At 74.1% G+C, this 15,350-nt stretch carries 11 protein-coding genes and 1 pseudogene; 5 read left to right on the top strand and 7 right to left on the bottom strand.

What is annotated here, in order from left to right:
- The first annotated feature begins 426 nt into the window (after positions 1–426).
- Positions 427–1,608 carry an HNH endonuclease signature motif containing protein gene (locus CBOVI_RS06490; protein ID WP_010272141.1) on the top strand — a complete coding sequence of 394 codons (1,182 nt, stop codon included), beginning with the start codon at positions 427–429 and terminating at the stop codon, positions 1,606–1,608.
- Positions 1,609–1,620: 12 nt separating this feature from the next.
- Here the strand turns inward: CBOVI_RS06490 and CBOVI_RS06495 are convergent, their stop codons facing one another.
- Both CBOVI_RS06495 and dnaE read right to left on the bottom strand, forming a co-directional pair.
- Positions 1,621–3,036 (bottom strand): MFS transporter, encoded by a 1,416-nt coding sequence (locus tag CBOVI_RS06495; protein ID WP_029157981.1) that lies wholly within the window; start codon positions 3,034–3,036, stop codon positions 1,621–1,623.
- Between the two features lies 1 nt (position 3,037).
- Positions 3,038–6,607, bottom strand: coding sequence for a DNA polymerase III subunit alpha (dnaE, locus tag CBOVI_RS06500; RefSeq protein ID WP_010272146.1), 3,570 nt, complete (start codon positions 6,605–6,607; stop codon positions 3,038–3,040).
- Between the two features lie 74 nt (positions 6,608–6,681).
- Here dnaE and CBOVI_RS06505 point away from each other — a divergent pair, with 74 nt between their 5' ends.
- Positions 6,682–7,878 (top strand): alanine racemase, encoded by a 1,197-nt coding sequence (locus CBOVI_RS06505; RefSeq protein ID WP_010272149.1) that lies wholly within the window; start codon positions 6,682–6,684, stop codon positions 7,876–7,878.
- Complete coding sequence (locus CBOVI_RS06510) at positions 7,875–9,206, top strand: D-arabinono-1,4-lactone oxidase (RefSeq protein WP_010272152.1); 1,332 nt, start codon at positions 7,875–7,877, stop codon at positions 9,204–9,206. Before CBOVI_RS06505 ends, CBOVI_RS06510 begins: the two co-directional genes overlap by 4 nt.
- On the opposite strand, the gene CBOVI_RS06515 is transcribed toward CBOVI_RS06510, so the two are convergent.
- The 3 genes from CBOVI_RS06515 to lspA are packed head-to-tail and all read right to left on the bottom strand — an operon-like array spanning position 9,203 to position 11,336.
- Positions 9,203–9,862, bottom strand: a complete 660-nt coding sequence (locus CBOVI_RS06515; RefSeq protein WP_010272153.1) for a hypothetical protein — start codon at positions 9,860–9,862, stop codon at positions 9,203–9,205. The genes CBOVI_RS06510 and CBOVI_RS06515 overlap by 4 nt on opposite strands.
- On the bottom strand, positions 9,862–10,773 hold the full coding sequence (locus CBOVI_RS06520; RefSeq protein ID WP_043362574.1) for an RluA family pseudouridine synthase: 912 nt from the start codon (positions 10,771–10,773) through the stop codon (positions 9,862–9,864). The genes CBOVI_RS06515 and CBOVI_RS06520 overlap by 1 nt, the downstream gene beginning before the upstream one ends.
- A gap of 17 nt (positions 10,774–10,790) precedes the next feature.
- Complete coding sequence (lspA, locus tag CBOVI_RS06525) at positions 10,791–11,336, bottom strand: signal peptidase II (protein WP_010272159.1); 546 nt, start codon at positions 11,334–11,336, stop codon at positions 10,791–10,793.
- Positions 11,337–11,385: 49 nt separating this feature from the next.
- Here lspA and CBOVI_RS06530 point away from each other — a divergent pair, with 49 nt between their 5' ends.
- On the top strand, positions 11,386–12,327 hold the full coding sequence (locus tag CBOVI_RS06530; protein ID WP_232625900.1) for a hypothetical protein: 942 nt from the start codon (positions 11,386–11,388) through the stop codon (positions 12,325–12,327).
- An 8-nt stretch (positions 12,328–12,335) separates the two neighbouring features.
- On the opposite strand, the gene CBOVI_RS06535 is transcribed toward CBOVI_RS06530, so the two are convergent.
- Positions 12,336–12,974 (bottom strand): WKL family lipoprotein, encoded by a 639-nt coding sequence (locus CBOVI_RS06535; protein ID WP_010272164.1) that lies wholly within the window; start codon positions 12,972–12,974, stop codon positions 12,336–12,338.
- Between the two features lie 143 nt (positions 12,975–13,117).
- Between CBOVI_RS06535 and CBOVI_RS06540 the strand changes: the two genes are divergently transcribed.
- Entirely contained in the window at positions 13,118–14,041 is a 924-nt protein-coding gene (locus CBOVI_RS06540; RefSeq protein WP_125187454.1) for an asparaginase domain-containing protein, read from the top strand.
- Here CBOVI_RS06540 and CBOVI_RS06545 read toward each other — a convergent pair.
- Positions 14,038–15,334: pseudogene (locus CBOVI_RS06545) on the bottom strand (DNA polymerase IV). The gene CBOVI_RS06540 and the pseudogene CBOVI_RS06545 overlap by 4 nt on opposite strands.
- Positions 15,335–15,350 lie beyond the last annotated feature (16 nt).

Raw genomic sequence — 15,350 nt, forward strand, 5'->3', positions numbered from 1 at the left:
GTCCCGCGGCCGCCGGCGTGACGGTCGGACGCCCGGTCCCGCGCGCCTGCGTCCGTCCGCATCCGCCCGGGATGTGATGTTCACCACTATCCCGGCGCTATCGAACAGACGTTCGGTTCCGATGTGGATGACCTGGCTTTTCCCGACCTGCCGCCGACGATGACGGCGGGGCGGTGTCAGGGACGCCTCCTACACTTCACGTCAGAAGCCCGGCCGCGGGAGACGGTGCCGACGGCACGACACCGCAGGCCCGGGCACACGACGCAGCCACAGCGGCACAGTCACAGAGCCGCAGGACTGCAGGGCTGCAGGGCTGCAGGGCCGCAGGGCCGCAGGACCGCAGAGCTGCAGGGCCGTACAGCAACAGGGGCACAGGGACGCAGCCACCGGCGCAGGCGTTCAGGGGACGGGAGCGAAGGGGGAACCGTGACGGGTACGACACCCGGTGACACGCGCGAGCGGCGCATCGACCGCGACCGCGTCCACCGCCACGTCCTCGCGGTCAACCGCGTCGAACTGCGGCTCGCGGAGGACATCCACCGCTCCGCCCCCGGGGTCGCCACCTGTCTCGCGGTCCGGGGCCGGGGGCGGTACGACGCCACCCGCATGGCCCACGCCGGGGAACTCTCCGACCGCATGCCGGACCTGTGGCCCCTCGCCGTCCGGGACGGCCGGCTGTCACTGGACCACATGGAGGTCCTGTGGCAGGCCGTGCACCGCCTCGTCCGGCACCTCGACCGCACCGCCGACGCCGTCGACCGCGAGGAGCTCACCGCCGCACTGGACCGCCTCCTCGAGGGGGTCGTCCTCGACCTGCTCGACCGTTTCGACCAGCCGGACCAGCCGGACCAGCCCGGACCGCTCGACGTCGCCCGGTTGCGCACCATCGTCGGCCGGGTCCTCGCGACGGCGGCCCCCGGGCCGGTCGCCGACGCCGAGGCGCAGGACCGCACCACCGGCGGCGTCCGGCGCCGGGGCCGCACACTCACCGTCACGTGCCGTGACGAGGCCACCGCCGTCAGCGCGTGGTCCTCCATCACCGCGACGGCCCGGACCATGGCGGCCGGGTCCGGCCGCACGGTCGCGGACTGCCGGCTCGACGCCGCCCTCGACCTCCTCGGCGCCGGCCCGTCCCGGACCACCGTGCACCTGCACGTCTACCGCCAGCCCGGTGGGCCGGGATTCATCCCCGGCGTCGGCTGGGTGAGTCCCTCGGCCGCCCGCGCGTGGGCGTCACGCGCCCGCCACGTGCGGGAGCACCCGGCGACTCCCCCGCCGGCCCCCGGGTACCGCATCCCCGAGGCGATGCGGGACACCGTCCGGGGCCGGGACGGGCGCTGCCGGTTCCCCGGGTGCGACGTCCCCGCGACCGCCTGCGACATCGACCACATCGAACCCTACGACCACGCGCATCCGGAGAGAGGAGGAGCGACCGCCGTCGGGAACCTCCAGTGCCTGTGCCGGCACCACCACAACCTCAAGACCGGGGGTCTGTGGCGGGCCCGCGCCCGCGCCGACACCCCCGGGGAGGACGCACCGCACACCGTCACCTGGACCGCCCCGGACGGCACCCACCACCGGACGGTCGCCGACGGGCCGCTCGCCTGAGCCGACCTCCGGTCAGCGGATCCGGTACCCGGTGAGCCGACGCCGCACGAGCACGATCATGAGTCCCGCCGCGACGAGCGCCGCCACCCCCGCCGCACCCGCACCCGAGCGGAACGCCTCCGCGGTCCCGGCGCCGCCGGACTCCCGCACGCCCTGCACCCCCGCGAGGACGGTGCCGAGCACCGCGGTGCCCACCGCTCCCCCGAGCTCGTACCCCACCTCCGACAGGGACGCGGCCGCCCCCGCCTGCTCGGCCGGCGCCGCGTCGACGACGATGACGTTCGTCACCGGGTCCACCGCCCCCGACCCACCGGCGATGAGGAGGTAGGCGACGGCGACCCACGCGACGTCGGACCCCGGCAGCAGCCCCAGCGCGCACCCGACGAACACGACGAGCCCCAGCGCCGACACGACGAGCCCCGCGGTGATGAGCAGCGCCGGGGAGAACCGGTCCATCGCCCCGCCGACCCACACCGCGACCAGCCCGGACACCACCAGCCCCGGCAGGAACAGCATCCCCGCCGCGAGCGGCGTCACCCCGAGCACCGTCTGGAGCAGCGGGGACACGACGATGAGCATCCCGACGAACAGGAACATCGTCCCGGCGTTCACGGTCACGGCCGCGGCGTAGGACGGCCGGCGCAGCATCCCGGGGTCGACGAGCGGGTGCGCGGCCCGCCCCAGGTGACGCACGAACAGCACCCCGACGACGACGGCCACGACGGCCGTCGCCACGACGCCGGCGTCGACCCCCTCGAGCACCGCCGTCTTCACCGCGTAGATCCCCGAGAACAGGGCCACCACCGACAGCACCGCCCCGGTGGCGTCGAACGGTGACGGCCGCGCGTCCCCGTCCGCCCCCACCCGCCCGGCCGGCAGCGTGACCAGCCCGGCGACGACGATGACCACCGCGACCGGCACGTTGATGAGGAAGATCGCACCCCACCGGAAGTGCTCGAGGAGGAACCCCCCGATGACCGGCCCCGCCGCCGCGCCGACGGCGTACGTCGCCACCCACACCGACACCGCGCGGGACCGTTCCCGGTCGTCGGTGAACATCGTCCGGATGAGCGACAACGTCGCCGGCATGAGCGTCGCCCCCGCCGCGCCCTGCAGCGCGCGGGCGGCGATGAGCTGCCCCGGCCCCGTCGCCGACGCCGCGAGCACCGACGCGACGGCGAAGAACGCCACGCCGACGAGCAGCAGCCGCCGCCGGCCCACCCGGTCACCGAGCGCACCCATCGTCATGAGCAGCGCGCCGATGACGAAGCCGTACACGTCGACGATCCACAGCATCTGCGTCGACGACGGGGCGAGGTCCGCCTCGATCGCCGGGACCGCCAGGTTGAGGACGGTGACGTCGACGGCGAGCATCACCAGGCCCAGGGACAGCACCGCCAGTGCCCACCACCGGCGGGGCCACCCCATGTCAGGCAAAGATCCCCTCCCACGTCGAGGCCTTGAGGTCGCCCATGAGCGAGGGCGACTTCATGACGCGCATCTCCGGGCCGAGGAGGAACTGCACCCGCTCCTCGCCGTCGACGAGGGTGAGGTAGACGTCGGAGTCCCCCTTGTTCTGGGTGAGCACCGTGCGCAACCGGTCCATGTTCTGCCGCGTGCACTGCTCCACCCGGATGGACAGCCGCAGCGGCACCCCCGAACCCGCTCCGACGGACAACTCCGCGGACTTCAGGTCCTCGCAGAACAGGCTCATCCGGTCGTCCTTGTAGCTCACCCGGGCCTTCGCGAGGATGATGTTGTCCTCCACGATCTGCGGGGCGACGAGCTCGTAGGTCTTCGCGAAGACGAGCAGCTCCACGGTCGCACCGTGCTGGTCCTCCACCGACGCGATGACCCACGGGCGGCCGTTCCGGTCGACGCGCCGCTCCACGGAGGAGATGATCCCGCCGATCTTGACCTCCCGGTTGTTCGGCAGCTCGCGGGAGAGCACCTGGGTCAGGGGGGTGTCGATCTGGGCGTCGAGGGCGTCCTCGAAGCCGTCGAGCGGGTGGCCGGAGACGTAGAGGCCGAGCATGTCCCGCTCCATCGCGAGCTCGTGCTTGCGCTCCCACTGCTGGTCCGGCACCTCGACCTTGAAGACGTCACCGGTGTCGGCGTCGTCGCCGAGGCCGGCGAAGAGGTCGAACTGCCCCTTCGCCGCGGCCTTCTTCGTCGAGGTCACCGCGTCGACCGCGTCCTCGTGGACGAGGAACAGCCCCTTGCGCGGGTGCCCCAGCGAGTCGAACGCCCCGGCCTTGATGAGGGACTCCGTCACCCGCTTCGAGCACGCCGCCGACTCGATCTTGTCGAGGTAGTCGGAGAAGTCCCGGAACGCGCCCTTCTCCTCCCGGGTGGCGACGATGGAGTCGACGACGTCCTCGCCGACGTTGCGCACCGCGCCGAGACCGAACCGGATGTCCTCCCCCACCGGCCGGAACGTGAACGCCGACTGGTTGACGTCGGGCGAGAGCACGTTGATGCCGAGGTGGCGGCAGTCGGAGAGGTAGATCGCGGACTTGTCCTTCTTGTCGGAGACCGACGTCAGCAGCGCCGCCATGTACTCGGGTGCGTAGTTCGCCTTGAGGTAGGCCGTCCAGTAGGACACGAGGCCGTAGCCGGCGGCGTGGGACTTGTTGAACGCGTAGCCGGCGAACGGGAGGATCGTGTCCCACAGGGTCTTGATCGCCTCGGCGGAGTAGCCGTTGGCCTTCATCCCGCTCTCGAAGGCGACGAACTCCTTCTCCAGCACCTCGGGCTTCTTCTTGCCCATGGCCTTGCGGAAGCCGTCGGCCTGGCCGGCCGTGTAGTTCGCCACCTTCTGGGAGATCCTCATGATCTGCTCCTGGTAGACGATGAGCCCGTAGGTCTCCTCGAGGATCTCCTGGAGCGGTTCCTCCAGCTCCGGGTGGATCGGGGTGATGGGCTTCCGGCCGTTCTTCCGGTCGGCGTAGTCCCAGTGCGCGCCGACGCCCATGGGGCCCGGGCGGTACAGGGCGAGGGCGGCGACGATGTCGTTGAAGCCGGTCGGCCGCATCCGCTTGAGCAGCTCCTGCATCCCGCCGGAGTCCAGCTGGAACACGCCCAGCGTCTCACCCCGGGCGAGGAGCTGGTACGCCGGCTCGTTGTCGACGGCCAGCCCCTCGAGGTCGAGCTCCTCGCCCCGGTTGACCTTGATGTTGTCGATGCAGTCGCCGATGACGGTGAGGTTGCGCAGGCCGAGGAAGTCCATCTTCAGCAGGCCGATGGCCTCGCACGCCGGGTACGGCCAGCCGGTGATGAGCGCCCCGTCCTGCTTGCGCTTCCACATCGGGATGCAGTCCAGCAGCGGCACGGACGCCATGATGACCGCGCACGCGTGGACGCCCGCCTGGCGGACGACGCCCTCGAGGCCGAGGGCCAGCTCGTAGATGTCGCCGACGGTCTGGTCGCTCTGGATGAGGTTCCGGATCTCCGACGCCTCGGCGTACCGCTCGTGGGTCTCGTCCATGATCCCGGACAGGGGGATGTCCTTCGCCGCGATGGGCGGCGGGAGGGTCTTCGTGATCCGGTCCGCGATCTGGAACCCGGGCTGGCCGTGCTTCGCCCGCGCGGCGTCCTTGATCGCCTGCTTCGTCTTCACCGTGCCGAAGGTGATGACCTGGGCGACCTTGTCCTCGCCCCAGTTGTCGGCGGCGTAGCGGATCATCTCGCCGCGCCGGCGGTCGTCGAAGTCGATGTCGATGTCGGGCGCGGACGGGCGCTCGGGGTTGAGGAAACGCTCGAAGAGCAGGCCGTGCTCGATCGGGTCGATGTTCGTGATGGTCAGGGCGTAGGCGACGAGCGCCCCCGCCGCCGAGCCACGGCCCGGACCGACCCGGATGCCGACGGACCGGGCGTGCTTGATGAGGTCCGCGACGACGAGGAAGTACGACGGGTACCCCTTCATGTCGATGACCTCGATCTCGTACTCCGCCCGGCGCACGTACTCCTCCGGGACGGGGCCGCCGCGGAACCGCTCCGCGAGGCCGTCCATGACCTCCTTGTGCAGCCACGTCGTCGGGGTGTACCCCTCCGGGACATCGAAGGTCGGCATGCGGTCGTGGGGGTGTTCCTCCCAGATCTCGCCGTAGTCGCCGACGCGCTCGGCGATCCACAGCGTGTTGTCGCAGGCGTCGGGGACCATGGCGTCCCACTGGGCCCGGATCTGCTCGGCCGGCTTGATGTAGTAGCCGTCACCGGAGAAGGCGAAGCGCTTGCCGCCCTGGTCGAGCGTGGGCTCGTCCATCGTCTGGCCGGTCTGGACGCAGAGCATGACCTCGTGGGCCTTCGCCTGGTCCTGGGTGACGTAGTGGCAGTCGTTCGTCACCAGCGGGGGCAGCTCGAGGCGCCGGCCGATCTCGAGCAGGTCGTCGCGGACCCGGCGCTCGATCTCGATGTCGTGGTCCATGAGCTCGAGGAAGAAGTTGTCCTTGCCGTAGATGTCCTGCCACGTCGCGGCGGCCTCGAGGGCCTTGTCGAACTGGCCGAGGCGCAGGCGGGTCTGGACGTCCCCCGACGGGCAGCCGGTCGTCGCGATGATGCCCTCCGCGTGCTCCGCGATGAGCTCCCGGTCCATGCGCGGCCACTTGCCGAGCTGCCCCTCGTACGACGCCATCGACGACAGGTAGAACAGGTTGCGCAGCCCCGTGGCGTTCTCCGCCATCATCGTCTGGTGGAGGTAGGCGCCGCCGGCGGAGACGTCGTCGGACTTCTGGTCCGGTGACCCCCAGCGGACCCGGTTCTGGTTGAAGCGGGACTCGGGCGCGAGGTACGCCTCGATGCCGATGATCGGCTTGATCCCGGCCGCGGTCATCGCCCGGTAGAAGGTGTCCGCGCCGAACATGTTCCCGTGGTCGGTCATCCCCACCGCCGGCATCCCCAACCGCTTGACCTCCTCCGCGAGGAGATCGACCTTCGCCATCCCGTCGAGCATCGAGAACTCGGTGTGATTGTGCAGGTGGACGAAGGACTTTCCGCTCATGCCGGTCAGTCTATCCGGTCGGTCAAACAGCCGTTCCGCGGTCCGGCCCCGGCGCGCGGCACTACCGTGGAACCATGACGCCACCACCGACCGACGTCCGCACCGCCGTCGCGGGCCTCGCCCCGCCGTTCGCCGTCCTCGACCTCGACGCCGCCCGCGCCAACGCCCGCGAGCTCGTCCGCCGCGCCCACGGCGTGCCGGTCCGGCTCGCCTCGAAGTCGCTCCGCATCCGCCCGCTCATCGCGGACATCCTCCGCACCGATGGGGTGCGGGGCGTGCTCGCGTACACCCTCGCCGAGGCCCTGTGGCTCGTGGAGACGGGCACCGCCGACGACGTCCTCGTCGCCTACCCCACGACGGACCGGGACGCGCTGCGCCGGCTGCTCGCCGACGACCGCCTCCGCCGGGCCGTGACCCTCACCGTCGACTCCGACGACCACCTCGACCTCGTCGACGCGGTGCGGGACACGGCCGGCGACGCGGCGGGGGCCGAGGTGCGCGTGTGCCTCGACGTCGACGCGTCGCTCGTCGTCGGCCCCGTGCGCATCGGGGCGCTGCGGTCCCCGGTGCGGACCCCGGAGGAGGCCGCCGGCCTCGCCCGACGGGTCGGCGACCGGGGCGGGTACCGGGTCGTGGGCCTGCTGCTCTACGAGGGGCAGGTCGCGGGGACCGCCGACACGTCCGCGGCGGTCCGCGCGATGAAGGCCGTCTCGACCCGGGAGATCGCCGCCCGGCGCGCCCGCGTCACCGTCGCCGTCGGTGAGGCCCTCGCCGTCGCCGGCCGGCCGCCGCTGGAGTTCGTCAACGGCGGCGGGACCGGCTCGGTGGAGACGACGGCCGCCGAGTCCGCCGTCACCGAGATCGGCGCCGGCTCCGGCGTCGTCGGGCCCGCCCTGTTCGACCACTACCGGGCGTTCGCGCCGAGGCCGGCGGAGTGGTTCGTCGTCCCCGTCGTCCGCCGGCCGGCCGCGGACGTCGTCACCGTCGCGGGCGGCGGGCGCATCGCCTCCGGCCCGCCGGGGACGGACCGGGTGCCCGTCGTCGACCACCCGGAGGGGCTGCGCCTCACCCGCCTCGAGGGTGCGGGCGAGGTCCAGACCCCGCTGCGGGGCGCGGCGGCCCGGCGGCTGCGCCTCGGCGACGGGGTGTGGTTCCGCCACGCGAAGGCCGGCGAACAGGCCGAACACACCGACCGGGTCGTCGTCGTGTCCGGCGGCGACATCATCGACCACTGGCCCACCTACCGTGGAGAGGGGATGACGTTCCTGTGAGCCGTCGACACACCACCCGGACCGCCACCTGGACCAACTGGGCGGGCTGCGAGACCGCCCACCCCACGGCCGTCCTCCGGCCGGAGACGACCGGGGCGGTGCGTGACGCCGTCCTCGACGCCGCCCGGCGGGGCCGGCGACTCAAGGTCGTCGGCGCGGGCCACTCCTTCTCCGGCCTCGCCGTGACCGACGGGGTGCTGCTCAGCCTCGACCGGCTCAGCGGCATCGTCGCCGTCGACGGCCCCACCGCCGACCGGGGCGCGGAGGTGACGTTCCTCGCCGGCACCCGGCTGCGGGACGTCCCCGGGCTCCTGCGTCCCCACGGGCTCGCCCTCGCCAACCAGGGCGACGTCGACCCGCAGTCGCTCGCCGGGGCCGTGTCGACCGGCACGCACGGCACGGGCCTGGGCTTCACCGGCTTCGCCGGGATGGTCCGCCGGTTCCGGACGGTCACCCCCGACGGCACGGTCCACGACTGCCGCCCCGGTGACCCGCTGTTCGACCTCGGCCGGGTCGGGCTCGGTGCCCTCGGCGTGATGACGGAGATCACCCTCGCCGTCGTGCCGTCCTTCGTGCTCTCCGCCGTCGAGCGCGCGGAACCGCTGGCGCCGCTCGTCGAGTCCTTCCCGGAGCGCTGCGCCGCGGTCGACCACCTCGAGTACTACTGGTTCCCCGGGACCGACGTCGCCCACGTGAAGACGAACACGCGCCTGCCCGCGGACACCCCGACCTCGCCGGTCCCCCGGTGGCGGGAGATCGTCGCCGACGAGGCCGTGAACAACGGGGTCTTCGGCGCCCTGTGCCGGGTGATGCACCACGCCCCGGGGATCACCCCGGCGGTCAACCGGCTCTCCGCGCGGGTGCTCGCGCAACGGGAGTTCTCCGACCACGCCCACGACGTCTTCGTCTCCTCCCGGCGGGTGCGCTTCGCGGAGATGGAGTACGCCGTGCCCCTCGCCGACGCGCCCGAGGTGCTGCGGGAGGTCCACCGGGTCATCGACGGGTGCGGTGAGCACGTCGGCTTCCCGGTCGAGGTGCGGTGCGCCGGGGCCGACGACGTCCCCCTGTCCACGGCCCACGACCGGGACAGCTGCTACATCGCCGTCCACCGGTACCACCGCGACGACCACCGGGCCCTCTTCCGGCACGTCGAGCCGGTTCTCGTCGCCGCCGGCGGGCGGCCGCACTGGGGCAAGATCCACACCCTCGACCACGAGGGCCTGCTCGCCGTCCACCCGGACCTCGCGGACGTCGCGGAGCTGCGCGGACGCGTCGACCCCGACGGGATGCTGCGCAACGCGACCGTCGACCGGATCTTCGGGCTCTAGGCCCCGGGCTCCCGGTCGGTCGCGACGGCGACGGAGCGGAGGGCGAACCGGCCGTACACCGCGTCCGGCGGGAGGGGTTCGACGGCCCGCACCCCGCGCCGGGCGATCTCGCGCAGGGCGTCCGGCCGGGCGTGGACGAGCACGCCCTCCGCGTCGAGCGCCGGGTCGGTCGGCTCCGTCCCCGCCTCGACGGCGAGCGTGTCCCGCGCGGCCGTGAACACGTCGATCCGGCGGGCGCCGCGCGCGGGCTCGGGCAGGGTCTCCCGGGCGTTCGGGCCGACGAGCAGCGTGCTCACCCGCACGTCCGCGAGGTCGCCGAAGAGCTGCGCGAGCCCGTCGGGCCCCTGCGCGGTGGCGGGGGTGACGAGCGCCCACCGGGGCTCGTCGCCCGTCATGGCGTCGAGCTCCCCCCGGGCCCGCCGGGTGTACTCCGCGACGGTCTCCCGGTCCGGCCCGAGGACGTCGCCGTTGACGGCGGTGGGCTTCGCCCGGCGGTCGGAGTTCGCCAGGGCGACGACGGCGACGAGGAGCAGGACGACGCACGCGACGGACAGCCACATCACCCACGCCGGGCGCCGGGTCGCCTCCCAGTCGAGGGCGCGCTCCCGCCGCCGGTCGCGGGCGACGGTCCGGGGCGTGCGCTGGCGGGGGTCCATCAGTTCGTCTCCCTGAGGCGGTCGAGAGCGGTGGCGAGGTCGGCCGGGTACGGGGACTCGACGTCCATCCACCGCCCGTCCGGGTGGGTGAAGCCGAGGTGCACCGCGTGGAGCCACTGCCGGTTCAGGCCGAGCCGGCGGCTCAGCGCCGGGTCCGACCCGTACATCGGGTCACCGCAGCACGGGTGGTGGAGGGCGGAGAAGTGCACCCGGATCTGGTGGGTGCGGCCCGTCTCGAGGTGGACGCGCAGCAGCGACGCCTCGCGGAACGCCTCGATCGTCCCGTAGTGGGTCACCGCGCGTTTGCCGTCGTCGCGCACGGCGAACCGCCAGCCGGCCCCCGGGTGGCGGCCGATGGGGGCGTCGACCGTGCCCGACGTCGGGTCGGGGTGGCCCTGGACGAGCGCGTGGTAGGTCTTCTCCACGGTGCGGTCCCGGAACGCCCGCTTGAGCACGGTGTACGCCCGCTCGCTGGCGGCGACGACCATGACGCCCGAGGTGCCGACGTCGAGCCGCTGGACGATGCCCTTGCGCTCCGGCGGACCCGAGGTGGAGATGCGGAAGCCCGCGGCGGCGAGGCCGGAGGTGACCGTCGGCCCCTCCCAGCCGATCGTCGGGTGCGCGGCGACCCCGACCGGCTTGTCGACGGCGATGACGTCGTCGTCGGCGTAGAGGATGTCGAGCCCCTCGACCTCGCGGGCGGGCTCCGCCGCGAGGTCCCGCGGCGGCTCCGGGAGGAGGACGTCGAGCCACGCGCCGTCGGTGAGCCGGTCCGACCGGCCGGCGGTGACCCCGTCCTGGGTGATGTCACCGGCGTCGGCGAGCCCGGCGACGACGGTCCGGGACAGGCCGAGCAGCCGTGCGACGCCGGCGTCGACCCGCATCCCGGCGAGCCCCGCGGGCACGGGCATGGCCCGGCTCTCCCGCCTCACCGGTCCTCCCCCTGCACCGACCGTGCCGACCCTGCCGACTGCGCCGGCCGTGCCGACCGTGCCGAGCGCGGTTCGACGATGAGCGCGTACACGAGGTAGGCGACGACCCCCAGGGTGATCGCGGAGTCCGCCAGGTTGAACACGGCGAAGTCCCCGACCGAGATGAAGTCGACGACGTGCCCGCGCAGCCCGCCCGGATCCCGGAACAGCCGGTCGACGAGGTTCCCCGCCGCCCCGCCGCCGATGAGCGCGGCCGCCGCCGCGGACCACGGGGAACGGACGCGGAAGGCGAGCACGGCGCAGAGGACGACGGCGGCGGCCTGCAGGCAGGCGAGGAACACGGTCGCGTTCTCCCCGAGGGAGAACGCCGCACCGGAGTTGCGGAGCAGGTAGAACCGCGCGACGTCCCCGATGACGGGCACGGCCGTCCGGGGCTCGAGCGTCTCCACCACGATCCACTTGGACAGCTGGTCCACCGCGGCGACCGCGACGAGCGCGGCGAGCGTCCACGGGGCCGTTCGGCCACTGTGCTTGTCCTTCACGCCCCACATCCTATCGGCCGACCCCCCGGTCGTTGGTAACCTGTCGGCTGTGCGTACCAGAACCCCGACCCTCCTCATGGCCCCGCTGCTCGTCGCCTCCCTCGGATTCGCCACCCTCACCGCGTGCTCCGACGACGGCGACGCGGCGCCGGCCGGCGTCGAGGTCCCCGTCGACCCCGTGTCGGTGACCCTCGTCGACCGGGGGCAGGAGCCCGTCGCCCCCCTCGTGTGGTTCAGCGACCCCGGCGAGCAGCAGGTGACCTTCCGGGCGACCCAGGGCCTCGGCCAGCGCGTCGAGGGTGCCCCGGGTCCCGCCCAGGCGGGGGACACGGTCCCGCAGAAGGACGTGACGATGGAGCTGCCGCTCACCGCCACGGCCTCGACCGACGGGGAGACCCGCACGACGACCGTCACCGCGGGCACCCCGACCGGGGACAACGCGGCGCGCAACGACGACATCGCGACGGCCTCCGGGTTCCGGGTGACCACGCGGACGCAGCAGAACGGGCGGACGACCTCGCGGACGCTCGCCTCCCCCGAGGGGGCGACGGACAGCGCGCGGGCCAGCGTCGAGGAGTCCCTCCGGCAGATGGCCGACGTGCCGCTCGTCTTTCCCGACGAGGGCGTCGGCCCCGGGGCCCGGTGGAAGGTCAGCAGCCACATCGGCGGTGACACGCCGATGAACCAGGACGTCAGCTACACCCTCATCTCACGCGACGGCCCCCACGTCGCGCTCGCGGTCGACGTCGACCGGCGGCCGACCCAGACGACCCTGCCGGGGTCGGCGGACCGGGTCGGCGAGGACCTCCGCGTCGTCGACGTCCAGCACACCTCCACCGGGCAGCTGGAACTGGACCTCACGAAGGCCCTCCCGGTGAGCGGGACCGTCGACGCGGGGACGACGGTGACCTACGGCACCGGCTCCTCCCCCGTCCGCGTCGTCCAGACGACGACGACCCGGTCCGAGTGGGTCACCCGCCCCCGCGGGTGACGGGCCGGTCAGGCCTCGGGGGCGGGGGCGTCCGGGGCGGGGGCGTCGGGAGCCGGGGCGTCGGGAGCCGGGGCCTCGGGAGCCGGGGCCTCGGGTGCGTCCGGGGCGGGGGCATCCGGGGCGGGACTCTCCGGGGCGGGGGCCGCGGAGCTCTCGGCGCACAGCGGCGGGACGGCGTCGGGTGAGACGTTCTCGACGAGCGTGCACGCCCACTGGCGGGAGAGCTTCCACGACCCGCCCTCGTTGAGGAACTCCACCCCGTCGATCTGCTGCGGCTCGCGGCCCGGGATCGCCATCGTCACCGGGGCGGACACCGTGTCCGGCAGGATGCCGGGCAGCACCGGGTCGAGGACGGCGAAGGACGCCCCGGACTCCTGGCGCGACGCGGTCATGATGTCGAAGATCTCCGGCGCCTTCTCCCCGTCCTCGACGGTGTCGAGCTTCCGGTCCCGCGGGAGGACCGGGTCGACCGCCCGCACGAGAACGTCGTTGAGGTCCTGGGCCGTCGGCAGCGGTGCCTCGGCCTCCGTCGTCGCGGTCGTGCCCGTCGTCGCGGCGGCACCGGTGTCACCGTCGTCGTCCGAACATCCTGCGAGCACCAGTCCGGCCGCGAGGGCCGGGACGGCGAGGACCTTGAGGGACTTCACGTGTGTTCTCTCCTTGGGGGTCGGGGCGGTCGGGGTCCGGGGCGTCCGGTGGCACCTGACCTGTTCTTATTCCTGCCCAGCCTACACCGGGCCCCTCACCCCTCCCGCCCCCCGCACCCCGGTCCCGTGCGATGATCGGCACCATGCGCCAGGCCCAGACCGACCCCAGCACCGAGACCCGCGTCGCCTTCCTCTCCACCGGCGGCACCGTCGCCTGCACCGCCGACGCCGCCGGCGACCTCCGCCCGACCCTCACCGCCCGGGACCTGCTCCGCGCCGCCGGGGCGGACACCGACGGCGCCGTCACCGGCCGGGACGTCATGACGCTGGACTCGTCCTCGCTCACCCTCGCCGACATCGACGCCCTCCTCGCCGCGGTCGTCGCCGCCCACCGGGACGGGGCGGAGGCCGTCGTCGTCACCCACGGCACGGACAGCCTCGAGGAGACCGCGATGGCCGTCGACCGCATGGTCGGCGTGCCCGTGGTCCTCACCGCCGCGCAGCGCCCCGCCGACGACCCCGACCCGGACGGCCCGGCGAACATCCGCGCCGCACTCGCCGAGGCGCGCCGCCTCCCGGCCGCCCCCCGGATCGTCGTCGGGGGCTCGTGCCCGGCCTACGGGGCGACGAAGCGGCACACGACGGACCTCGACGCCTTCCGCGTCGACCCGGCGACCCGCCGCCCCGCCCCGCTCACCGCCGACCCGGCCCCGCTCGACGGCCTGCGGGTCGACATCGTCACCGCGTACGCCGGCGCGCCCCGGGACACGGTCGACGCCGCCCTCGACGCCGGGGCCGACGGCCTCGTCGTCGCGGCGATGGGCTCCGGGAACATCGGCGACGACCTCGACGCCGGGGTGCGCCGGGCCCTCGACGCCGGCGTCCCGGTGCTCGTCGCCTCACGCGTCGCCGCGGGCGGGGTGCACCTCGTCTACGGCGGGGCCGGCGGCGGGTCGTCCCTCGCCCGGCACGGGGCCCGGTCCGCCGGGGCCCTGTCGCCGGCGCAGGCGCGGATGTCCCTGCTGTGCGAGCTCGCCGTCGCCCGCCGCGACGGGGACGGGAGCTAGGCGTCGTCCTCCGGCTCCGGGTTCTCCGCCAGCCAGTCCTCCCACGCGAGGCTCGCCAGCGGGTCGGCCTCCGCGAGGCCCGGGTCGTCGACGGGCAGGGTCCGCACCGGCCCCGGCCCGGTCGCGCGCGTCTCGAAGCGGACGGTGACGACGCCGTGGCCGGTGCCCTGCACCCACCCGTGGCCGTGGTCGACGTGCCGGACGTCCTGCGTCATCCGCCACCGCCCCGCCCCGGCGACCGGCCCGCGCGTCCTCGACGAGCAGCTCCGGGAACAGCACGTCCTGCCGGGTGTCGGAGAGCCCGGACAGGCTCACCCCGACGAGCCGCACCGCCCCCGACGTCTCCGGCCGCGGCGCGACGCTCCGGGCGACCGCCGTGATGACCTCGAGGTCGTCCGTCGGCGCGGGGAGCGTCGACGACCGGGTGTGCGACCGGAAGTCCGTCGTCCGCGTCTTCACCGTCACGGTACGGGCGGCCCGGCCGTCGCGGCGCAGCCGCCGGTGGGCGGCCGCCGCCGTCTCCGCGAGCACGGCCGCGACCTCGGCGGACGTCGTCGCGTCGACGGGCAGGGTCCGCTCGGCGGACACCTGCTTCGCCCGGGCCCGCTCGGCGACCGGCCGGTCGTCCACCCCCCGGGCCAGCAGGTGGGTCTGCGCCCCGCCGGTGCCGAGCAGGGACCGGACGTCGCGCTCGTCCATCGCCGTGAAGTCGCCGATCGTGTGCACCCCGACCTCGGCGAGGCGGGCCCGCGCCACGGGGCCGATGCCCCACAGGTCACCGACGGGCCGCGGGGCGAAGACCTCCTCCCGCCGCGACCGGGGCACCACCGCCACGCCCGCCGGTTTCGCCAGGTCACTGGCCATCTTCGCGTCGAGTTTGCCCGCGGCCATACCCACGGAGCACGGCAGCCCCGTCTCTTCGGCCACGGCGGCGCGCAACGCCTCGGCCCAGCGTCGGGCCTCATCCGGTGAGGCACCGGCGAGGTCGACGGGCTCGGCGAACCCCTCGTCGACACTCAACCGCTCGATGAGGCCCGCGAACCGGGTGACGACCCCGAAGATCCGGCGGGAGGCCGTGGAGTACACCACCCCCCGGGGCCGCACGGCGACGGCCCGCCCCCGGCACAACCGGACGGCCTGGTGCATCGGCATCGCCGAGTGCGCGCCGTACACCCGGGACTCGTAGGAGGCGCCGGCGACGACACCCCGGTCGACGGTCCCGCCGACGAGCACCGGGCGCCCGCGGAGCGTCGGCCGCGTCAGCTGCTCGACGGACGCGAAGAACGCGTCCATGTCGACGTGCGCGACC

It is taken from the genome of Corynebacterium bovis DSM 20582 = CIP 54.80, assembly GCF_030408615.1.
Lineage (GTDB): Bacteria > Actinomycetota > Actinomycetes > Mycobacteriales > Mycobacteriaceae > Corynebacterium > Corynebacterium bovis.